The sequence below is a fragment of the Actinomadura sp. ATCC 39365 genome, assembly GCF_054392275.1.
In genome coordinates, this window is record NZ_CP184335.1 from 5,034,168 (window position 1) to 5,047,189 (window position 13,022).

The following is a 13,022-nucleotide window of genomic DNA, read 5'->3' on the forward strand; positions in this document are numbered from 1 at the left end:
GCGACGACACGCGTCCAGTACATCCCTCTTGCCTGGAATGCGACTGACGGCTGATCGGCCGTCGTGGCGGCACGACGGCCGATCAGCCGTCATGCCGCCCAGGGCCCGCGCGACCCACAGTGAGGCAGGGCGGCGCACGCGCACCGGAGAGCCGCCGGCCCCCCGAGGAAGAGCCATGGAAACAGCCGACCGTCATGACGGGAACAAGCCTGTTCGAAGTCGATATTGTGAGACCCGTCCTGTGCCCTCTTCGCGGGCGGATCGCACATGGCTCTCCCCGGCTCCACGGGTCTCGGCAAGAGGCCCGACCCGAGACACGACACGAGGTACGACTCCGCGACCCGGCAGCTCGACAAGGCCGTCGCGCGTACCGCCGCGGGCGCGCGCGGGGCCGTCGGCCTGGTGTCGGTGGTCGCGGCCGGCCTCGGTGCGGTCCCGCCGGTCTCGGCCGCCTGGCTGGCGCCCGCGCTGGCGGCCGGTCTGGTGTGGACCGGGCTGTACCTGCGCCGGCTGCGCCGCGAGGAGCCGCTGCCGCACTGGCTGGTGGCCGGTGACGCGGCGACCACCGTGGCGGCCTGCCTGGCCCAGCGCCACCTCGTGCCCGTCCGGGCGTTCGACGCCGGGTCGAGCTGGATCGCGGGGCTGGTCACCATGACGATCGTCGTCATCGGGGTGACCTGGCGGCCCCGGATCGCCGTGCCGGCCGGGCTGGCCGTGGCGGGGGCGTACCTGGCGGGGGTGCGGCTCGCGGCGCCGTCCCAGGACGTGGCCGGCACGCTGGGCATCCACCTCGTCCAGCTGCTGGCGATCGTGATGCTGATGACGCTGCTGCGCCGCTCGGCCGCCTCCGCCGACGCGTTCCTGCGCGAGAGCGCGCGGGCCGAGATCGCCCTCATGGTCGAACGCCTGCGCCGCGAGGACGAGCTGCGCCAGGTCGCCAGCATCCACGAGACCGCCCTGCACACCCTGACCATGGTCGGCCTCGGCACCTACGACGAGCCGTCGCCCACCCTGCACTCCCAGGTGGGCACCGACCTGGCCGCGCTGGAGAAGCTGCGCGACCGGCCACGCCCCGAGACCGCCCTCATCGCCCTGGACGCCCTGCTCGACGAGGTGGCCGGCCGCGTGCCCGGCCTGGACGTGCGCCGCCGTCTGATCCCGCAGACCGTCCCCGGCGACGTCGCCGAGCACTTCGCCCGCGCCGTCACCGAGGCCCTGGCCAACGTCGCGCTGCACGCCGGCGTGGCCGAGGCCGTCCTGGTCTCCAGCGGGCACGACGGCGAGGTCCGGGTGGAGGTCGCCGACAAGGGCCACGGCTTCGACCAGGACCGCCTGCCGCCCGACCGGTTCGGCGTGCGCGGCTCGATCCTCGACACGATGAACGAGCTGCGCGGCGGCGGCGCCCGGATCTCCTCCGGCGACACCGGCACGCGGGTGAGCATGTGGTGGCGGCCGTGACCGACGACATCGAGCAGGTCGCCCAGCGCTACGCCCGCTACACCGCGCTCGGCGCGGCCGTCATCGCCGGCTTCTGGCACACCGGCTACGACCTCACCGTCACCGTCACCGGCTGGAGCTCCTTCCGCTGGCCGCTGCTCGCCGCGGCCGCCTGGGTCGTCTACACGGCGGTCGGCGTGATCGCGGGCCTGTCGCTCGCGCGCACCTCGCGCGGCCCCGACCGCATCCTCGGCCTGGCGGTCGCGGCGCTGGCCGCCGACGTCGCGGTGATCGTGGCCTGCCGCCCGCAGGACCTGCTCGGCATCAGCGACTGGGGATGGGGGTCGGTCGGCTGGCTGGGCGTCATGCTGGCCTGGAACCGGCCGCGCTGGCGGGCGGAGCTGGGCGCGTTCCTGGCCGTCAACGCCGCCGTCATGCTGGCCGCGATGGCCGTGGCCGGGGCGCTCGACCGGGTCTCGGTCGCCAAGTACCTGGTGGTCATCGTCGGCGGCGTCACCATGCAGCTCGGCTACACGGCCGGCTGCGCCCTGCTGCGCGCCCGCGCCGAGGACGCCGTGCTGCTGGCCCGCAGGCTCGCCGCCGACGACGCCTGGCGGGAGTCGGCCAGGAGCATCCACGCCGACCGCATCCGCAGGTACGCCGCCATCAGGGACGTGGCCGAGTCGCTGCTCCAGCAGCTGGCCGACGGCGCCGACCCCGGCGACCCGCGCGTCCGCGAGGACTGCACGGCCGGCGCCATGCGGCTGCGCCGCCTGATCACCGAGCGCGAGGACGTCCCGGACGCGCTGGTGGCCGCGCTGCGCGAGCGCATCGACGCGGCCGAGCGGCGCCAGGTGCTGGTGACCGCGCCGCCGTTCGGCGAGAACCTGCCCGCGCTGCCCGAGGGCGTGCGGGAGGATCTGCTCAGGGCGCCCGTCCTGGCGCTGGACGGCGCCCGCTCGCGGGCCAGGGTCACCGTGTCGGCGATGTCGGCCATGGTGAGCGTGGCCGTCGTCGCCGACAACGACGACCTGCCGGTCAGCCCCACCCCGGTGCGCGAGCCCAGCGGGGTCGTGGTCACCTACCAGCGCCAGGGAGGGGAGGTATGGGTCAACAGCATCTGGCAGCGCCCGTGACGGTCGCCCTGGTCGAGGACCACCAGGTGGTCGTTGACGGCGTGCGCTCCTGGTTCGGGCCGGGCAGCGGCGTCGAGCTGGTCGCCCAGGGGCCCACGATCGAGTCGGTCCGCGGCGTGGCCGCCGACGTGCTGCTGCTCGACCTGAACCTCAACGGCACGATGGTCGCCGACCGGGTGGGCGGCCTGTGCGCGGGCGGCCAGCGGGTGATCGTCTTCTCCGAGCACGAGGAGCCCGAGATCGTCCGGGCGGTGCTGGACGCGGGCGCGTCGGCGTTCATCGGCAAGGGCCGGGCCACCCGGGAGTCCTGCCTGGAGACGATCATGGAGGTGGCCGCCGACCGGCCGTCCGTGACGCTGCCCATGGCCCAGGCCATCGCCACGGACGAGGGCCCCCACCGTCCCCAGCTGTCGGACAAGGAGCGGGCGGCGCTGCTGTTCTGGTTCCAGTCGATGTCGAAGGCGTCGGTCGCGGCCCGCATGGGCATCAAGGAACGCACCGTGCGCCAGTACATCGACCGGGCCAGGGTCAAGTACGCGGCGGCCGGCCGGCCCGCGCCGACCAAGGAGAAACTGCTCATCTGCGCCATCCAGGACGGCCTGATCCGTCCCGACGAGGTCGGGATCTACACCTCGCACGCCCGCCAGGGCCCGCCCTCCTGAGCCGCCCCCTTCACCGGGCGATATACGATGTCGCTCGCCCGGAAGCCCGACGAGGCGCCCGACAGCCCGAGGAGGATCGTGGACCTGGCCGAGCTGGGCGAGGCGTTCGCCGCGTTCTGGCAGGAGCGGCACCTGTGCACGCTCGCCACCGCCCGCGACGGCGGCCCGCCGCACGTCGTGCCCGTCGGCGCGACCCTCGACCTGGACACCGCGACCGCCCGCGTGATCACCTCCGGCTCCTCCCACAAGGCCCGGCTGATCGGCGCGGACGGCGCCGCGGTGTCGCTGTGCCAGGTCGACGGCCGCCGCTGGTCCACCCTGGAGGGGCGGGCCGTGGTGCGCACCGAGCCCGAGCAGGTCGCCGACGCCGAACGCCGGTACACCGCCCGCTACAAGCCGCCCCGGCCCAACCCGTCCAGGGTGGTGCTGGAGATCCAGGTGACGCGCGTGCTGGGCAACGTCTGATCACTGGCGGTTCGTCATGACTTCCGCACGCCCGAGCCGGATGCTAGCTTTCGCCCGTGGAGTCTGAGTACGGCCGACGGCCCGCCGCGGACCTTCCGCGCCCGCCCGCGGCCCTGCCCGGAGCGTTACCCGAGGGCCCGGGCTGACGTGCTCCTCGACGCCGTCTACCTGCTCGCGGCCCTGGCCCTGATCCTGGCCAACGGCATCTTCGTCGCGGCCGAGTTCTCCCTCGTCACCGTCGAACGCGGCCAGGTCCGCCAGCTCGCCGAGGACGGCGACCGGGGCGCCCAGGGCGTCGAGGCCGCGGTGCAACGGCTGTCGTTCCACCTGTCGGGCGCCCAGCTCGGCATCACCGTCACCTCGCTGCTGCTCGGCGTCGTGGCCGAGCCGGCCATCGCCGACCTGCTCGACCCGCTGCTCGGTGGCGTCCCGGTCGTGCCGGTGGTGCTGGCGATCGCGCTGTCCACCGTGGCGCAGATGGTGCTGGGCGAGCTGGTGCCCAAGAACGCCGCCCTGTCCAGGCCGCTCGCCGTGGCCCGGCTGGCGACGCCGCCGCAGCGGGCGTTCTCGGCGGCGTTCGGGCCGCTGATCCGGCTGTGCAACGCGGTGGCCGACGCGATCGTCCGATGGCTCGGCGCCGAGCCGCAGGAGGAGCTGGCCTCCGCCCGCTCGCCCGAGGAACTGGGCCTCCTGGTGCGCCTGTCGGCCGAGGCCGGCGTGCTCCAGCCCAGCACCGCCGCCATGCTCCAGCGGGCGCTGCGCTTCGGCGGCAAGACCGCGGCCGAGGCCATGACACCGCGTACCGACTGCGTGACCGTCCCCGGCACCACCAGCGTCACCGAGTTCCTCAAGCTGGCCAGGAGCCGCCGCCACCTGCGCATCCCGGTCTGCGGCGCGGAACGCGACGACATCCTCGGCATCGCCAGCGTCCCCGGCGCCTGCGCGGTGCCCCCGTCCGAACGCGACACGACCCCGGTGGCCGCGATCGCCAGGCCCGCCCTCCAGGTGCCCGAGACGCTGCGGCTGGAGGTCGTGCAGGAGCGCCTGGCCTCCGCCCGCGCCGAGATGGCCGTCGTGATCGACGAGTACGGCGGCCTGGCCGGCGTCGTCACCGTCGAGGACCTGGTGGAGGAGCTGATCGGCGACATCGCCGACGAGTACGACCTGCCCGAGGAGCAGTCCGACGAGCCCTCGCCCGTGCTGCTCGCGCCGGGCGCCTCCGTGGGCCTGCCGGCCCTGCTGCGCGCCGACGAGGTCGAGGAGCGCACCGGCTTCCGCATGCCGCAGGGCCCCTACGAGACGCTCGCCGGGCTGGTGCTGGCCGCGCTCGGCCGCATCCCGGACCCGGGCGACGAGGTGGCGGTGCGCGGGTGGGTCCTGCGGGTGGAGACCATGCGGGGACGCCGGATCGAGCAGGTCACGCTGACCGCCCCGGACCGGGCGGGGGAGCGCCGGTGAGCCTCGCCCAAGGGCTGGTCATCGTGCTGCTGCTGGCCGTGAACGGCTTCTTCGTGGGCGCGGAGTTCGCGCTCATCTCCGCCCGCCGCACCCTGATCGAGCCGCGGGCGCGCGAGGGGTCGCGGCGGGCGCAGGCCGTGCTCGCCGCCATGAACGCCGTCCCCACCATGCTGGCGGCGGCGCAGCTGGGCGTGACGCTGGCCTCGCTCGTGCTCGGCGCGGCCGGGGAGCCGGTGGTGGCCGGGGCGGTCGGGCCGCTGCTGGCCGGCGTGGGGCTGCCCGAGCGGCTGGTCCATCCGATCGCCTTCGCGCTGGCCCTGCTGCTGGTGGTCGCCGCGCACGTGATCATCGGCGAGATGGTGCCGAAGAACCTGGCGCTGTCGGCGCCCGACGTGGCCGCGCTGTGGCTGGTGCCGCCGCTGTTCGTGCTGGCCAGGGCGACCCGGCCGGTGCTGACGCTGGTCAAGGCCATGGCGGGGGTGGTGCTGCGGCTGCTGCGCGTCCCGTCCGCCGAGGAGGTCCGTACGGTCTACACCTCCGGCGAGCTGCCCGTGCTCATCGAGGAGTCGCGCCGCCACCGCCTGCTCCGCCAGGACGAACGCGACCGCCTGATCGCCACCCTCGCCCTGCACGCCCGCCCGGTCGGCTCGGTGATGGTGCCGATGAGCGAGGTCGTCAGCGTGCCCGAGACCATCGACAGCGCGGGCCTGCAACGGTACGCCGGCCGCCACGGCCACTCCCGCTTCCCCGTGCACGGCGCCGACCCCGCCGAGCTGCGCGGCTACCTGCACGTCCTGGACGCGCTGAACGGCCACGGCGCCCGCGAGCCGCTACCTGTGCGCGCCCTGCCGCAGGTGCCCGCCACCGCCACCCTGGCCCAGGTGCTGGCCGTCATGCGCGCCCGCCGCGCCCAGCTCGCCGCCGTCACCGACGAGTCCGGGCGGGTGCTCGGCGTCGTCACCCTGGACGACGTGCTCGGCGGGATCCTGACTGGCTGAGGCGGGGGTCCGTGCGGGATCATGGAGCAGGGCCGCGGGCCGTGGTGACCGCGACCGGGGAACTCGCCGGAGGGCAACGCTCGTGACGACGGTCTCGCTGATCGTGCCGTGCTACAACGCGGCCAGGACCCTGCGCCTGTGCCTGGAGTCGGTGCTGGCCCAGACCCGCCTGCCCGACGAGATCGTGGTCGTCGACGACGCCGGCTCCGACGGCTCGGCGGCCATCGCCGAGGAGCTGGGCTGCCGGGTCGTGCGCCTGCCCGTCAACCGTGGCGTGTCGGCGGCCAGGAACGCCGGCGTCGAGCACACGACCGGCGAGGTGATCTTCTTCCTGGACAGCGACGTGGCGCTGCGGCCCGACGCGGTCGCGGGCGCCCTCGCGATCCTGGAGGCCGATCCGGGCGTCGGCTGCGTGCACGGCGTCTACGACACCGAGCCGCTGATCGACGACGGCCCGGTCGAGTGGTACCGGCTGCTGCACCAGGTCCACTGGCGGCGCCGGCACCTGGGCGAGGTCAACAGCGTCGTGTTCGCCCTGGCCGCCATCCGCCGCGAGGCGCTGACCCGGGCCGGCCGGCTCGACGAGAGCCTGCGCGACTGCGAGGACGTCGAGTACAGCAGCCGCCTGGCCGTCCACACCCGGATCGTGCTGACCGACGCCGTCGCCGGCCGGCACGACGAGGGCCACCGGTTCCTGCCCGTGCTGTCGGAGCAGTGGCGGCGGGCACTGCCGCTCATCCCGCTCGCGCTGGCCACGGCCAGGCGGGGCGCGGCCAAGCCGGAGAACGCCAACAGCCGGGCCGGGATCCTCGCCTGCGCGCTGGCGCTGGCCTGCCTGCCGCTCGGCCTGTTCGCGCCGGCGCTGTTCGCGGTGCCCGTCGTGCTGGTCGGGTGGTTCGTGGTGGCCGATCCGGAGCTGCTGCGGTTCGTCCACCGGCAGCGCGGCCCGGCCTTCACCGCCTACTTCATGGCCGTGCACCTGGCCGTGCACGTGGTGCTGGTCACCGGCCTGGCCGTCGGCTCCCTGCGCGTCCTGCGGGGCGGCCCGGCCTGACCCTCAGGAGGCGGGCGGCTTGAGCGCCGCCCGGTAGACCGCGGCCGTCGCCGCCGCCGCGCGCTCCCAGCTCAGGCTCTCGCGGACGAACCGCTCGCCGCGCTCGCCCAGCGACCGCCGCAGCGCCTCGTCCGTCATGACGTCGATGATCCCGCGCGCGATGTCGGCCGGCTCGGCGGCCCGGACGAACCGCGCCGCGGGCCGTGCCGGGTCGTCCCCGAGGAAGATCCGCGAGAAGCCGTCGCCCAGGACCGTCGCCCGTCCCAGCGCCATCGCCTCGGTCGCGACCAGCCCGAACGGCTCGAACAGCGAGGGGAAGACGCAGGCGTCGGCCAGCTCGTAGTACTCCAGCAGCTCGCGGCCCATGACGAACCGGCCCGAGGTGAGCACCCGCCCGCGCAGCCCGGTCGCGGCCACGATGCGCCGGACGCCCACGTCGTCCCCCTCGCCGACGATCAGCAGCCGCAGCCCCGGCACCGCGGCCGACGCCGCGCGCATCGCCTCCAGCAGCTGGTAGACACCCTTCTGGCGTTCGATCCTGCCGACGAACAGCAGCACCCTGTCCCGCTCGGACAGCCCCAGCCGCCGCCGCAGCGCCGCCGCGCCCCGCCGCAGCGCGTCCCGGTCGAAGGCCGGATCGGCGACGACCCGCTCGTACGTGCCGCCGAGCGGCACCACGTCGATGGGCGTACGCCGCCACCCCGCGGCGAGAAGCTGCTCGCGCACCTCGGGCGTGGCCACCACCACCCGCCGCGAGATCCGGGCCAGACGGCGTTCCAGCGCCGCGAACAGGTTCAGCGGGTCGCGGATGCTGCGCTGCGCCGCCACGCCGTACTCGGTGGTGTGCACGTGCAGGACCACCGGCAGCCGCAGCAGGTGGTGGCAGAGCAGGACGGCCAGGAAGTTCGTCGAGTCGTGCACGGCGACCAGGTCCGGCCGCCCGCCGCGGCGCAGCCGCCGCACGTACCGCCAGTCGCTGACCACGACCTGCGCGGCCAGCAGCAGGAACTCGGCGCGGCGGGTGCGGTTGAGCCGCCGCCGGGCGCCGGGCAGCCGGACGCGCGGCCGGTGCACGGTGACGCCGTCCACGCGTTCGTCCACGGGCAGGCCGCCGACGTTGAGCGTGTGGACGGTGAGCTCGTGGTCGCGGGCCAGCCAGGGGGTGATCAGCTCGACGTAGCGGCCGAGCCCCGCCGTGACGTTGGGCGGGAACTGGTTGACGACGCAGGCGATTCTCATGACAGGTCCTTGAGGTAGACGCGCGCGGCCGTCACGGCCACGACGGCCAGCAGGAGGAGGTTGACCAGCGCGAACCCGGCCAGCCCGCCGGCCACCCCGTGCCACCGGACGCACCAGGCCGGCACGGCGAGCGCGACCGGCGCACTCGCGAGCAGGCAGCCGATCAGCACGCGGGCGCCGCGCACCCCGTCCATGGACAGCGCCACCGAGTACAGGTTGAACGCCGTGTGCGCCCCGATGCCCAGCGCCGACAGCGTCATCAGCCCGGTCGAGTACGGGTACCCGCCGCCCATCAGCAGGAAGAACACCGTGCTCGCGGCGAAGGAGAAGACCGCCGTCACCCCCGCCACGGCCGGGGCCAGCCGGGCGATCCGCCGCATCAGCACCGGTTTGTCGGCGGTCGCCATCGCGGGCAGCAGCACCAGCAGCACGCCGTCGGTGAACACCACGCCGAGCAGCCGTTTGGGGAAGCCGTTGTAGACCGCGTACACGCCGACGTCGGCCGGGGCCGCCCAGTGGTTGAGGTAGAGCACGTCCACGCCGAACAGCAGGCCGGTCAGCGCGGCGACGGCCGTCACGTACGCGCCGTGCCGGTAGAGCGAGCGGGCCAGCCGCGCCGAGAACGCCCGCGGCCGCACCCCGGCCCCCGCGGTCGCCACCACCGCGAACGCCGCGTTCGTCACGATCAGCGCGACCAGGTACGGCCCGGCGTCCCTGATCCCCAGCACCAGCAGGCAGAAGCAGGCGGCGCCCAGGTAGGCGACCGCGACCGCCAGCTTGAGCCGGGCCACCAGCGCGAACCGGCCGAGCCCGCGCAGGAACCCGTCCGCGAGCTGGTTGACCGTCATCGACACCGCCAGCGCCAGCCCGTGGGCCAGCGCCGGGACGTCCACGTTCAGTGCGCGCGTGAGCAGCGGGGCGGCCAGCAGGCCCAGCGCGGCCAGCCCGGCGCTCATCGCCAGCGTCGCCGCCAGCGCCGTCGTGACCAGCGCCGGACGCTCGCCCGGCGCGGCCCTCGGCAGTTCCTGGAGCACGACGTAGTGCAGGCTCGTCAGCATGACCACGGTGACGATCAGCGCGATCGACAACACCACCGTGAACCGGCCGAACGCGCTCGCCCCCGCCCCGCGCGCGACGACCAGCGTGGTGGCCGCCGCGATGCCGCTGGCCGCCGTGCTCACCAGCGTCGGGCCCGCCGCCCACCGGTGCCCCCGGACCAGGCCCGCCGCGCGGCCCCTCAGCCCCTGCACCGCGCGTACGCCCGCCGGGCGAACTCCAGGTCGTCGGCGGTGTTGACGCCGCGCGCCTCGGCCGGGTCGGTCACCGGCACGACCGTCACCGGCCGGCCCTCGGCCCGCGACAGATGCGCCAGGAACGGCAGGAAGTTCACCTCGCCGGTGGCCGCGCCGCGCGCCGCGCCCGCCGCGTACCGCTCCCACGCCTCCGGCAGGCCCGCGGTGGCCAGGCAGAACACCCCGATGTCGCTGAGCCCGCCCGGCCGGCACTCCTCGCCCTCGCGCGACTGCCGCACCCGCACGAGCTCGTTCCCGGCCAGCTCGTACTCCACGTACGGGTCGTCCATCGGCACCAGCGGCAGGGTCAGCCCCTCGCCCGGATGGGCCGCGACGACCCGGCGCACGGTCCGCGCCGACAGGTTCGCCTGGTCGCCCCAGACCACGAGGATCGTCTCGTACCCGGCCCAGTGCCCGGCCGCGCCGAAGATCGCCTCGCCCATCCCGGTCGGCCGCTGCTGAACGCTCACCGACACCCCGGGCGTTCCCGCCACCAGCTCGCCGAACGGGCCCGCGCCCGCCGGGGACACCACGACGTGCACGTGCCCGGCCGCCGGGCGCAGCCGCCGGTGCAGGACGTCCCACACGGTGACGCCGTCGGCCAGGCTGATCATGATCTTCGGGAGGTCGTGGCCGAGCCGCGTCCCGCGTCCGGCGGCCGGGATCACCGCGCACACCCGCCGTTCATCCACGTCGCCGATCACCTCTCCAGCAGGGACACGATGTGGTCCAGGTCAGGGGCCGCGACCGCGCCGGGCGCGGGGTCGGCGGTGTGCACGTGCAGCGTCGCCAGCCCGGCGCCGACGGCCGAGGCCACGCCGTGCGCGCTGTCCTCCAGCGCGACGGCCGCGGCCGGGCGCACGCCCCAGCGGCGGCAGGCCGCGGCGTAGAACCTCGCGTCGGGCTTGCTCGCCGGCACGTCGTCGGCGGTCAGCACGTCGCGCACCGGCAGCGGGCACGCGGCCAGCACCCGCTCCACCGAGGCCCGGCTGCCGCCCGTGACCAGGTAGGCGACCCGGCCCGTCGCGCCCAGCGCGTCCAGCAGGCGGCGCGCGCCGGGGAACGGCCGCACCAGGCCCGCCTCGACGTAGGCGCGGTAGAGCCGCTGCTTGTGCCGCGCGAGCCGGCCGGCCGCCGCCGGGTCGCCGGTCAGCCGGGCGGCCACCGCGGCGGTGCTCGCACCCGCGTGGTCGGCGTAGCGGAAGCTCTCCAGCGCGCCGGGCGCGTGCTCGGCCAGGGCGTGGCGGAAGGCGGCCTCGTGCGCCGGGGCCGAGTCCACCAGCGTGCCGTCGAGGTCGCACAGCCAGACCGTCCAGGGCAGCATCCGGCTCACCCGGCCCGCGCCAGCGGCGCCTCGCCGAGCACCGCGAGCAGCGCCTCGGCCGTCCGCGGGCCGCGGTGGGCGCCGGGCCGGGCCGGGTCCTCCAGGTCGGCGCTGATCCAGCGCGCCCCCGCCCACGAACCCCCCTTCAGCACGCGGGCCGGCACGGCGGGAGCGCCCGCGCCCCGGCCGCTGAGCACGTGCGTGATCGTGGCCCGCTCGTTGCCCGGGTCGTCCAGGTAGGCCAGCGTGCGGTCCACCAGGTCGGTGGCCGTCAGCCCCTGGACGTCGTGGTCGCCGCCGACGTTCACGACGAACACCCTGGCCGCGGCCCGGCTCCCGGACACGGCCTCGGCCAGGCCCGGGGTCAGGTAGCTGGGCAGCAGCGAGGAGTGGGGGGTGCCGGGGCCGTACACGATCAGGTCGGCCCCGCCCAGCGCCCGCAGCGCCTCCGGGTTCGGCGTGACCTCGGCGGACCGCCGTGCCAGCAGCTCGCGCACCCGCTCGGCCGGGTGGCCCGCCAGCGCGGCCCGGTCGGCCGCCGACAGCGGCTCGGGCAGCAGGAACAGCCCGGTGATGGCCACGCCGTCCTGCGGCGCGACGATGTCGGCCTCGTCGGCCAGCACCCGGCCGTCCTGCTTGAGCGCGACGAGGAACGCGTTCTCGCCGCCGGTCACGTTCAGCAGCCGCACCGGCGAGCCGAACGTGCTTGCGCAGGCCCGTACGGCCGCGTTGAAGTCCTCGCCCTGCCGCAGGTACGCCCCGGCGAACACCAGGTTGCCCAGCGCGCAGTCGGCCAGGTCGAGCCCGCCGGGCCGGGCGGCCAGGCGGTCCGCGACGACCCGCAGCTCCCGCGCCGCCCCCGCCGGGCCCGCCGCGGCGACGTCGTCGATCAGCTCGTCCAGGCCGGCCGGGGTGGTGCCGGGCGGGAGCCGGCGTTCCAGCAGCGTGTGGCGCGGGTCGCCGGGGTCGAGGTGCAGCAGCAGGTTCTTGCGGAAGTCGGACGGGCCCAGCATGCCCGGCAGCCAGCGGCGCAGCGCGCCCGTGGACAGGCCGTTGTCGTACCCGTTGACCAGCAGCGACAGGCTCGTCCCCGGGGTGCGCAGCAGCGCGCGGGCGATGCCGGCGCCGCCGCGCCCGCCGCCGAACAGGGCCACCGACACCGTCCTCATCGCACCTCCTCCAGCGAGGAGCGGCCCTGCTGGAACGGCGCGAGCGGCGCCCGCAGCACGCCCCGGCGCAGCAACCAGCGGCGCAGCCCGAGGTAGCCGACGAACAGCGCCCGGTCGCGGGCCCCCCGCCAGAACCTCCAGCCCCGGCTGCCGCCGCCCCGCTCGCGGTGCTCGATCGGCAGCTCCTCCCACACGTGCCCCAGCTCGGCCACCCGGGCGGTGATCTCGGTGGAGCTGTTCATCCCCGCCGACTCCAGCGGCAGCGCCCTGAACAGCGGGCCGCGCACCACCTTGAAGATCGAGTTGAAGTCGCGGTAGCGGGTGCGGTGCAGCAGGTTGCTGACCGCGCCGCTGGCCGCCGACCCCCACCGGTACGGCAGCCGGTCGGCCTTCCTGACCCGCGCCCCCGAGAAGGCGGGCCCGCCGCCGTCCCGGATGCGCTCCAGGAACGCGTCGAGGTTGGCGATCGGGAACTGGCCGTCGGAGTCGAGCAGCACCACCCAGTCCAGCCGGGTGCGCGCGACGGCCGCGGCGATGGCGGCCCCCGCGCCCCGGTTGCGCGCGAAGGTGACGACGACGAGCTGCGGGCAGTCCTGCCGCAGCTCGCGCAGGATGCGCCCGGTCGCGTCGGAGCTGCCGTCGTCGCACACGACGATCTCCCACGTGGCCACCCCCGGGTGGCGCTCCAGGTACTCCCGCCATTCCGTCACCGCCGCCGCGATGTTGTCCGCCTCGTTGTACGCGGGTGCCGCCACGGAGACGTCGACGGCCGGCCTGTTCGGCAAGGG

General features: G+C 75.5%; 13 protein-coding genes. 7 read left to right on the top strand and 6 right to left on the bottom strand.

Annotated features, from left to right (window positions below; genetic code table 11):
* Positions 1 to 267: 267 nt before the first annotated feature.
* The 7 genes from ACNF49_RS24785 to ACNF49_RS24815 all read left to right on the top strand — a co-directional run bounded on the left by ACNF49_RS24785 (position 268) and on the right by ACNF49_RS24815 (position 7,210).
* Entirely contained in the window at positions 268 to 1,458 is a 1,191-nt protein-coding gene (locus ACNF49_RS24785) for a sensor histidine kinase (protein WP_482945137.1), read from the top strand.
* Positions 1,455 to 2,573: a hypothetical protein gene (locus tag ACNF49_RS24790; protein WP_357981382.1), complete on the top strand. Its 1,119-nt coding sequence runs from the start codon at positions 1,455 to 1,457 to the stop codon at positions 2,571 to 2,573. Before ACNF49_RS24785 ends, ACNF49_RS24790 begins: the two co-directional genes overlap by 4 nt.
* A complete protein-coding gene (locus tag ACNF49_RS24795) occupies positions 2,543 to 3,235 on the top strand; it encodes a DNA-binding response regulator (RefSeq protein WP_352354967.1) in 693 nt (230 codons plus the stop codon). The genes ACNF49_RS24790 and ACNF49_RS24795 overlap by 31 nt, the downstream gene beginning before the upstream one ends.
* Before the next feature lie 27 nt (positions 3,236 to 3,262).
* Complete coding sequence (locus ACNF49_RS24800; protein ID WP_357981379.1) at positions 3,263 to 3,700, top strand: pyridoxamine 5'-phosphate oxidase family protein; 438 nt, start codon at positions 3,263 to 3,265, stop codon at positions 3,698 to 3,700.
* A 147-nt stretch (positions 3,701 to 3,847) separates the two neighbouring features.
* Entirely contained in the window at positions 3,848 to 5,158 is a 1,311-nt protein-coding gene (locus tag ACNF49_RS24805) for a hemolysin family protein (protein WP_357981376.1), read from the top strand.
* Positions 5,155 to 6,156 carry a hemolysin family protein gene (locus tag ACNF49_RS24810; protein WP_482945138.1) on the top strand — a complete coding sequence of 334 codons (1,002 nt, stop codon included), beginning with the start codon at positions 5,155 to 5,157 and terminating at the stop codon, positions 6,154 to 6,156. The genes ACNF49_RS24805 and ACNF49_RS24810 overlap by 4 nt, the downstream gene beginning before the upstream one ends.
* A gap of 82 nt (positions 6,157 to 6,238) precedes the next feature.
* Entirely contained in the window at positions 6,239 to 7,210 is a 972-nt protein-coding gene (locus tag ACNF49_RS24815) for a glycosyltransferase family 2 protein (RefSeq protein WP_482945139.1), read from the top strand.
* A gap of 3 nt (positions 7,211 to 7,213) precedes the next feature.
* On the opposite strand, the gene ACNF49_RS24820 is transcribed toward ACNF49_RS24815, so the two are convergent.
* The 6 genes from ACNF49_RS24820 to ACNF49_RS24845 are packed head-to-tail and all read right to left on the bottom strand — an operon-like array spanning position 7,214 to position 13,019.
* Positions 7,214 to 8,449 (bottom strand): glycosyltransferase family 4 protein, encoded by a 1,236-nt coding sequence (locus ACNF49_RS24820; protein WP_482945140.1) that lies wholly within the window; start codon positions 8,447 to 8,449, stop codon positions 7,214 to 7,216.
* The gene (locus tag ACNF49_RS24825; RefSeq protein WP_482945141.1) at positions 8,446 to 9,699 is read right to left on the bottom strand and encodes a lipopolysaccharide biosynthesis protein; all 1,254 of its coding nucleotides are present in this window, start codon (positions 9,697 to 9,699) and stop codon (positions 8,446 to 8,448) included. Before ACNF49_RS24825 ends, ACNF49_RS24820 begins: the two co-directional genes overlap by 4 nt.
* A complete protein-coding gene (locus ACNF49_RS24830; RefSeq protein WP_357981361.1) occupies positions 9,687 to 10,433 on the bottom strand; it encodes an NTP transferase domain-containing protein in 747 nt (248 codons plus the stop codon). Before ACNF49_RS24830 ends, ACNF49_RS24825 begins: the two co-directional genes overlap by 13 nt.
* Positions 10,434 to 10,441: 8 nt before the next feature.
* Positions 10,442 to 11,065 carry an HAD family hydrolase gene (locus tag ACNF49_RS24835; protein ID WP_482945142.1) on the bottom strand — a complete coding sequence of 208 codons (624 nt, stop codon included), beginning with the start codon at positions 11,063 to 11,065 and terminating at the stop codon, positions 10,442 to 10,444.
* 5 nt (positions 11,066 to 11,070) lie between these two features.
* Positions 11,071 to 12,234 carry a 2-phospho-L-lactate transferase CofD family protein gene (locus ACNF49_RS24840; protein ID WP_482945143.1) on the bottom strand — a complete coding sequence of 388 codons (1,164 nt, stop codon included), beginning with the start codon at positions 12,232 to 12,234 and terminating at the stop codon, positions 11,071 to 11,073.
* Positions 12,231 to 13,019, bottom strand: a complete 789-nt coding sequence (locus ACNF49_RS24845) for a glycosyltransferase family 2 protein (protein WP_482945144.1) — start codon at positions 13,017 to 13,019, stop codon at positions 12,231 to 12,233. The genes ACNF49_RS24840 and ACNF49_RS24845 overlap by 4 nt, the downstream gene beginning before the upstream one ends.
* Positions 13,020 to 13,022 lie beyond the last annotated feature (3 nt).

What these genes read in the sequence shown, in the direction of transcription:
- ACNF49_RS24785 (WP_482945137.1), top strand. Translation starts at nt 268, where the DNA reads ATGGCTCTCCCCGGCTCCACGGGTCTCGGCAAGAGGCCCGACCCGAGA.
- ACNF49_RS24795 (WP_352354967.1), top strand. Translation starts at nt 2,543, where the DNA reads ATGGGTCAACAGCATCTGGCAGCGCCCGTGACGGTCGCCCTGGTCGAG.
- ACNF49_RS24840 (WP_482945143.1), bottom strand. Translation starts at nt 12,234, where the DNA reads ATGAGGACGGTGTCGGTGGCCCTGTTCGGCGGCGGGCGCGGCGGCGCC.
- ACNF49_RS24800 (WP_357981379.1), top strand. Translation starts at nt 3,263, where the DNA reads ATGTCGCTCGCCCGGAAGCCCGACGAGGCGCCCGACAGCCCGAGGAGG.
- ACNF49_RS24820 (WP_482945140.1), bottom strand. Translation starts at nt 8,449, where the DNA reads ATGAGAATCGCCTGCGTCGTCAACCAGTTCCCGCCCAACGTCACGGCG.
- ACNF49_RS24835 (WP_482945142.1), bottom strand. Translation starts at nt 11,065, where the DNA reads ATGCTGCCCTGGACGGTCTGGCTGTGCGACCTCGACGGCACGCTGGTG.